Raw genomic sequence first — 5,554 nt, forward strand, 5'->3', positions numbered from 1 at the left:
AACTGTCACCTATGTCCTGATACAGAAACGTCACCTATGTCTTGAGACATCACAGGACCTAGGTCCCCCGAAATGTTGGTTAGGCAAACCTAAATTAGAGTCATGAAGTTGAGTGCGTGGCCATTGCATGACAGTGCCAGGATAGTGTCGACAGGATCGGCCGGATCGCTCCGGGCACGTGAGCTTGGATTGCGTCCCGGAGCTGTTGTTCGCATCACGCAACGCACCCTGTTTGGTGGAACCGTTCTCGACATTTCGGGAAGCAGGATCGCCCTGGATCGCGCAACCGCCGCCGCCATCTCCGTTGAACCGACCACGGGAGTTCCCCTGCCGAGGAGCCACAAGTGAGCTGCTCCCACTGCGAGGGTGGAGATTCCCGCCAAGCCGCTATCGCCACCAGCCCCAACATTCTGCTCGTCGGTAACCCCAACGTCGGAAAGTCCACGCTTTTTAACAGGCTCACTGGTGCGAAGCAGACGATCCGCAACGCCCCGGGAACGACCGTTGACCTGTCGAGCGGTGGCTGGCGCGCAGGGGGCCGGAGCATCACGGTCATGGATTCCCCGGGCACCTACTCACTTCTGGCCAAGTCTGCCGACGAGCAGGTCGTGACCGACCTACTCACGTGCGATATTGATGATCGGGAACCGGACCTGGTCGTCGCGGTGCTGGATGCTGGGGCGATGTCCCGTTCCCTGTACCTGCTCGGCCAGCTCTCCAAGGTGGGTCTTCCAACGATTGTTGTGCTCACCATGGTGGACATGGCGAAGGCGCAGGGCAGGGTTATAGACGCTGAGGCGCTCTCCGCAATCGTTGGCGTACCCGTTGTTGTGGCTGATCCCCGCCACGGAACAGGCATCGATGCTCTCGAGCAGGCAGTCAAGACAGGACTTGAGGTTCGGCCGAGGCTCCTCGGTCCGGATGCGAAGGCATGTACGTGTGGGACCGGTGGTGACTGCTGTCAGGACACCGCAACGAAGCCGGACTCAACGACCCTCGAGGGAATGCTTGAGGAAGCCGATGATGTCTTTGCCTGGGTTGAGTTAGTCTCGGCGCGCCTTGGTCAGGACCAGCCAATCATCGAGACCACGAGGTCCGACAAGATCGACCGCGTCCTGCTTCACCCCGTCGCTGGCGTCGCAGTACTCCTGGGTGTCCTGTGGCTACTCTTTGAACTCACCACCCTCGTGGCCACCCCAATCATGGATTGGGCGGAGGGCTTTGTTGCAGGTCCGGTCACGGACGGGGTCACGTGGCTGACTGGTCTCGTGGGAATGTCGGGAAGCTGGTTCGAATCGCTCCTTGTTGACGGCATCCTCGCCGGCATCGGAGTTGTCTTCTCCTTCGTTCCTCTCATGTTCATCATGTTCCTTGCGCTCTCGCTACTCGAGGACTCGGGATACCTGGCAAGGGCCGCACTACTTGCCGATCGGCTCATGAGGGCTATTGGTTTGGACGGTCGTGCCGTCCTCCCCCTCATCGTTGGCTTCGGGTGCAACCTGCCTGCGCTCGCGGCCACCAAGACTCTGCCGAACAGCGCGCACCGCACCGTGACGGCCCTACTCGTTCCGCTGACCTCGTGCACGGCCCGCCTGACCGTCTACATTCTCATCGCGGCCGCGTTCTTCCCAAACCATGCTGGAATCGTTGTGTTCCTCATGTACCTGGGTTCCGTCGTGCTCGTCATCCTTGCTGGCCTGCTCCTCAAGGTGATCTTCAAGGACAAGACCGCAAGCGAACCCCTGTTCCTTGTGCTCCCGAACTATCAGACACCGCGACTCGGCACGGTTTTGATGGATGCTGGCCGGAGGGCACTGGCCTTCCTCAAGGGTGCCGGAGTCACCATCGTCATCATGCTCACTCTCATGTGGGGGCTCATGGCGATCCCCGTCCGCGGCGGCCACGAGATCGGTGATGTTCCGATCGAGGACTCCCTCTACGCGGCGACCGCAGAGGCCGTCACACCGATCTTTGAACCGGCCGGCTTTGGCGATTGGCACGCCACCGCCGCTCTCATGACCGGCTTCGTCGCAAAGGAAACCGTGGTTGCGTCGCTCGCGCAGTCCTACCAGGTCGACGAACCGGAGGAGAACTCGTACGCGGACGCTGAAGGCTCTGATCTCGGCTCCCGGATGAGAGCGGACTTCGATGCGGCCTCAGGTGGTCACGGAGGCGCCGCAGCTCTCGCGTTCCTTGTCTTTGTTCTCGCCTACACGCCCTGCGTGGCAACGTTTGCGGAACAGAAGCGTGTTCTTGGTTGGAAGATCACGTCGATCGCGTTTATGACGCAGATTGTTCTTGCCTGGTTGCTTGCTGTCGCAGTGTTCCAGATCGGAACGCTAATATGAGATCCAAGGTCATGAGCGCACTGCGCAGGGGAGGGACGGTCCGCGACATTGCCCGTACCTCCCAAGTCGACCCCGAGCTCGTTCGGATCGCCATCGAGCATCGCGAGCGCCTCAGCCAGACACGGCAGGGTTGCTCAGGAGGGTCCTGCCCGGCAACAACGGCCGATGTTGCGCTACCGATAGGGTGCCACGGTTGCCCACTCGTGGGCCTCGGAAGCCGTTAGCGGGCAAGCTGTCACGCTTCTTTACATCTCGCTAGTCAAGTGCATTTACGTTTCTTTTTCTGCACGGATCGCCTCTTCGAGCCTCTGAGCCCGGTCACATTCCCACCGGTGTCCGAAGAATGTTTGGCAGGTACGCTCGTCTTTGTCCTGTGACAGACTTAGGGGCATGACAGCAGTTGTGCCACCTTCACTTACGAACCGTCTCGATAGTCTCCTTGCCGGTGAGGTTGAGGACGGGACGCGCCGGCGAGCAGAGTACTCGACCGATGCGTCGAACTATCGCGTGGTTCCCTCTGTCGTTGCCTTCCCGAAGTCAGCTGATGACGTCGTGGCGGCGCAGAACTTCGCACGAGAAGAGGGCATGGCCCTCACCATTCGCGGTGGTGGCACATCGACCGCGGGTAACTCTATCGGTACCGGTCTCGTTCTTGACCTGTCCCGGTACATGAACAATGTTCTCTCCATCGATCCGGATTCCAGGACCGCACGGGTTCAGCCGGGTACGGTTCTGACCACCCTGCAGGCCGAGGCGGGTAAGTACGGTCTGCGCTTTGGTCCCGATCCTTCGACTTCGAACAGGGCAACCCTGGGCGGCATGATCGGTAACAACGCGTGCGGCCCGCACGCCGTGGCGTGGGGCAAGACCGCCGAGAACGTGGCATCCCTTTCCGTCATTGATGGTCTTGGTCGCCAGTACGTGGCGGGTAAGGGCACCGAGGTGTCGGGGCTCAAGGAGCTCGTCGATGCGAACCTTGCTCCCATCCGTACCCATTCGGGTAAGTTCTCCCGCCAGGTGTCCGGTTACTCTCTCGAACACCTCCTGCCTGAGAAGGGCCGGGACCTTGCCAAGTTCCTTGTCGGCACGGAGGGAACTCTCGCGACCGTGCTCGAGGCCGAAGTTGATCTTGTTCCCCTCGCATCCGAGACGGCTCTTATCGTTCTCGGCTACGAGGACATGATCCGGGCAGCCGATGCTGTGCCCCCGATCCTTGCACTGAAGCCCCTCGCGATCGAGGGTCTCGATCGCAGGCTCGTTGAGGTCGTTGAGCGCGCTCGTGGGGGAGTGCCGGAGCTTCCTGCCGGTGGTGGCTGGCTCATGGTTGAGGTCGGTGCCTTCGAGGGCGAACCCGCCGCCGTCGTGGCCGACAGGGTGGCAGAGGTTCTCGCTGTCGCGGGCAGCATTGATTCGAAGGTGGCGAGCTCCTCGGCAGAGGCCAAGGCGCTGTGGAAAATCAGGGCCGATGGTGCCGGTCTCGCCGGTCGCTCACCCCGCGGCAAGGAGGCGTGGCCGGGTTGGGAGGACTCCGCCGTTCCTCCGGAGCACCTCGGTCAGTACCTGCGTGACATGACGGAGGTCATGACAGAGCATGATGTCGATGGTGTCCTCTACGGCCACTTCGGTGACGGTTGCGTGCACGTGAGGATCGATATGCCGCTTGCGGATCCGAGCGGGGTCCCGAAGGCTCGTGCGTTCCTTGAAGACACGGCCGATCTCGTTGCCAAGTATGGTGGTTCCCTCTCCGGTGAGCACGGCGATGGCAGGGCGAGGTCAGAGCTCCTCTCCCGCATGTACACCCCGGAGATGATGAACCTGTTCGCTCAGGTGAAGAACCTGTTCGATCCGGCCAAGATCCTCAACCCGGGCATCATTGTTGACCCTGATCCGTTTGATGCGAATCTGCGCAGGCCCTACGCCCGCCCCATCACAGGTGGCGGCAAGAAGGGTGGCGGCTACGCCTACCTGGAGGATGGCGGGGACTTCACGACCGCCGTGCACAGGTGCACGGGTGTTGGCGCGTGCCGCGCTGACAATAGGGCGAATGGCGGCTTCATGTGCCCCTCATACCAGGCCACGAAGGACGAGAAGGACGTGACGAGGGCGCGCACTCGCGTGCTCCAGGAGGTTGCCAACGGTCAGCTCATTGCGGACTGGGGCTCCCACGAGGTCATGGAATCCCTCGATCTCTGCCTCGCGTGCAAGGCATGCTCCGCGGACTGCCCGAGTGGCGTCGATGTCGCCAAGTACAAGTCCGAGGTCCTCTACCACGCCAACAAGGGCAAGATCCGCCCGAAGCTCCACTACCTGCTCGGCCAGCTACCCAGGTGGACGAAGCTCGCGACCGTCGCCCCCTTTGTTGCACGGATCGCCAATGGGGTCATGAAGGTGAAGCCGATCCAGAAGACCGTGTTCAAGGTGGCCGGTCTGGACGAGGATCGCACCATGCCGTCGTTCGCGACCGAGCGGTTCTCCCGGTGGGCCAAGAAGCAGGGACTGGGTAATGTTCCCGCCACCTCCGCGAAGAAGTACGTGATGCTGTGGGCGGACTCGTTCTCCGAGACCCTGGACACGAACGGCGCCCAGTCCATGGTGAACGTGCTTGAAGGAGCCGGATACACGGTTCTCGTGCCCCGCAAGCCCGTTTGCTGCGGCCTGACCTGGATCACCACCGGTCAGCTCGACGGGGCTCGCGCGAAGCTCGAGGAGCTCCTGACCGAGCTCGCCCCGTTCGCCAACAACGGCATCCCCATTGTCGGTGTGGAGCCTTCCTGCACGGCCGTCCTACGTGACGATCTTCCCGAACTCCTCGCCGAGGATCCGCGCTCGAAGATCGTCTCCGAGAACACGTACACTCTCGCGGAACTGCTGCTCGCACCGGCACCCTTGGGTCCGGAGAAGCTGGACCTTCCCGACCTGACGGGCACCACCGTTGTGGCTCAGCCGCACTGCCACCACTACTCTGTCATGGGCTGGAAGACGGACTCCGAGCTCCTGTCACGTACCGGCGCCGAGGTCGTGGAGCTGTCCGGTTGCTGCGGCATGGCGGGGAACTTCGGCATGGAGAAGGGCCACGCCGAGGTATCTCGCAAGGTCGCTGAGGGAGCGTTGCTCCCCGCACTCCGAGAAAACCCGGATGCGGTGTTCCTGGCAGATGGTTTCTCGTGCCGCACGCAGGCCGACAGCCTAGCCGATCGCAAGGGTGT

General features: G+C 62.0%; 4 protein-coding genes. All 4 read left to right on the top strand.

Going from position 1 to position 5,554, the window contains the following annotated elements:
• Positions 1-102 precede the first annotated feature (102 nt).
• Positions 103-348, top strand: coding sequence for a ferrous iron transport protein A (locus tag QMB98_RS03300; RefSeq protein WP_371684226.1), 246 nt, complete (start codon positions 103-105; stop codon positions 346-348).
• A complete protein-coding gene (gene feoB, locus QMB98_RS03305) occupies positions 345-2,348 on the top strand; it encodes a ferrous iron transport protein B (protein WP_371684227.1) in 2,004 nt (667 codons plus the stop codon). The genes QMB98_RS03300 and feoB overlap by 4 nt, the downstream gene beginning before the upstream one ends.
• Positions 2,345-2,572, top strand: coding sequence for a hypothetical protein (locus QMB98_RS03310; RefSeq protein WP_371684228.1), 228 nt, complete (start codon positions 2,345-2,347; stop codon positions 2,570-2,572). Before feoB ends, QMB98_RS03310 begins: the two co-directional genes overlap by 4 nt.
• A gap of 166 nt (positions 2,573-2,738) precedes the next feature.
• A partial coding sequence (locus tag QMB98_RS03315; RefSeq protein ID WP_371684229.1) for an FAD-binding and (Fe-S)-binding domain-containing protein occupies positions 2,739-5,554 on the top strand: 2,816 nt, incomplete at its 3' end.

The sequence above is a fragment of the Flaviflexus sp. genome, from assembly GCF_041440645.1.
Taxonomy (GTDB): Bacteria; Actinomycetota; Actinomycetes; order Actinomycetales; family Actinomycetaceae; genus Flaviflexus.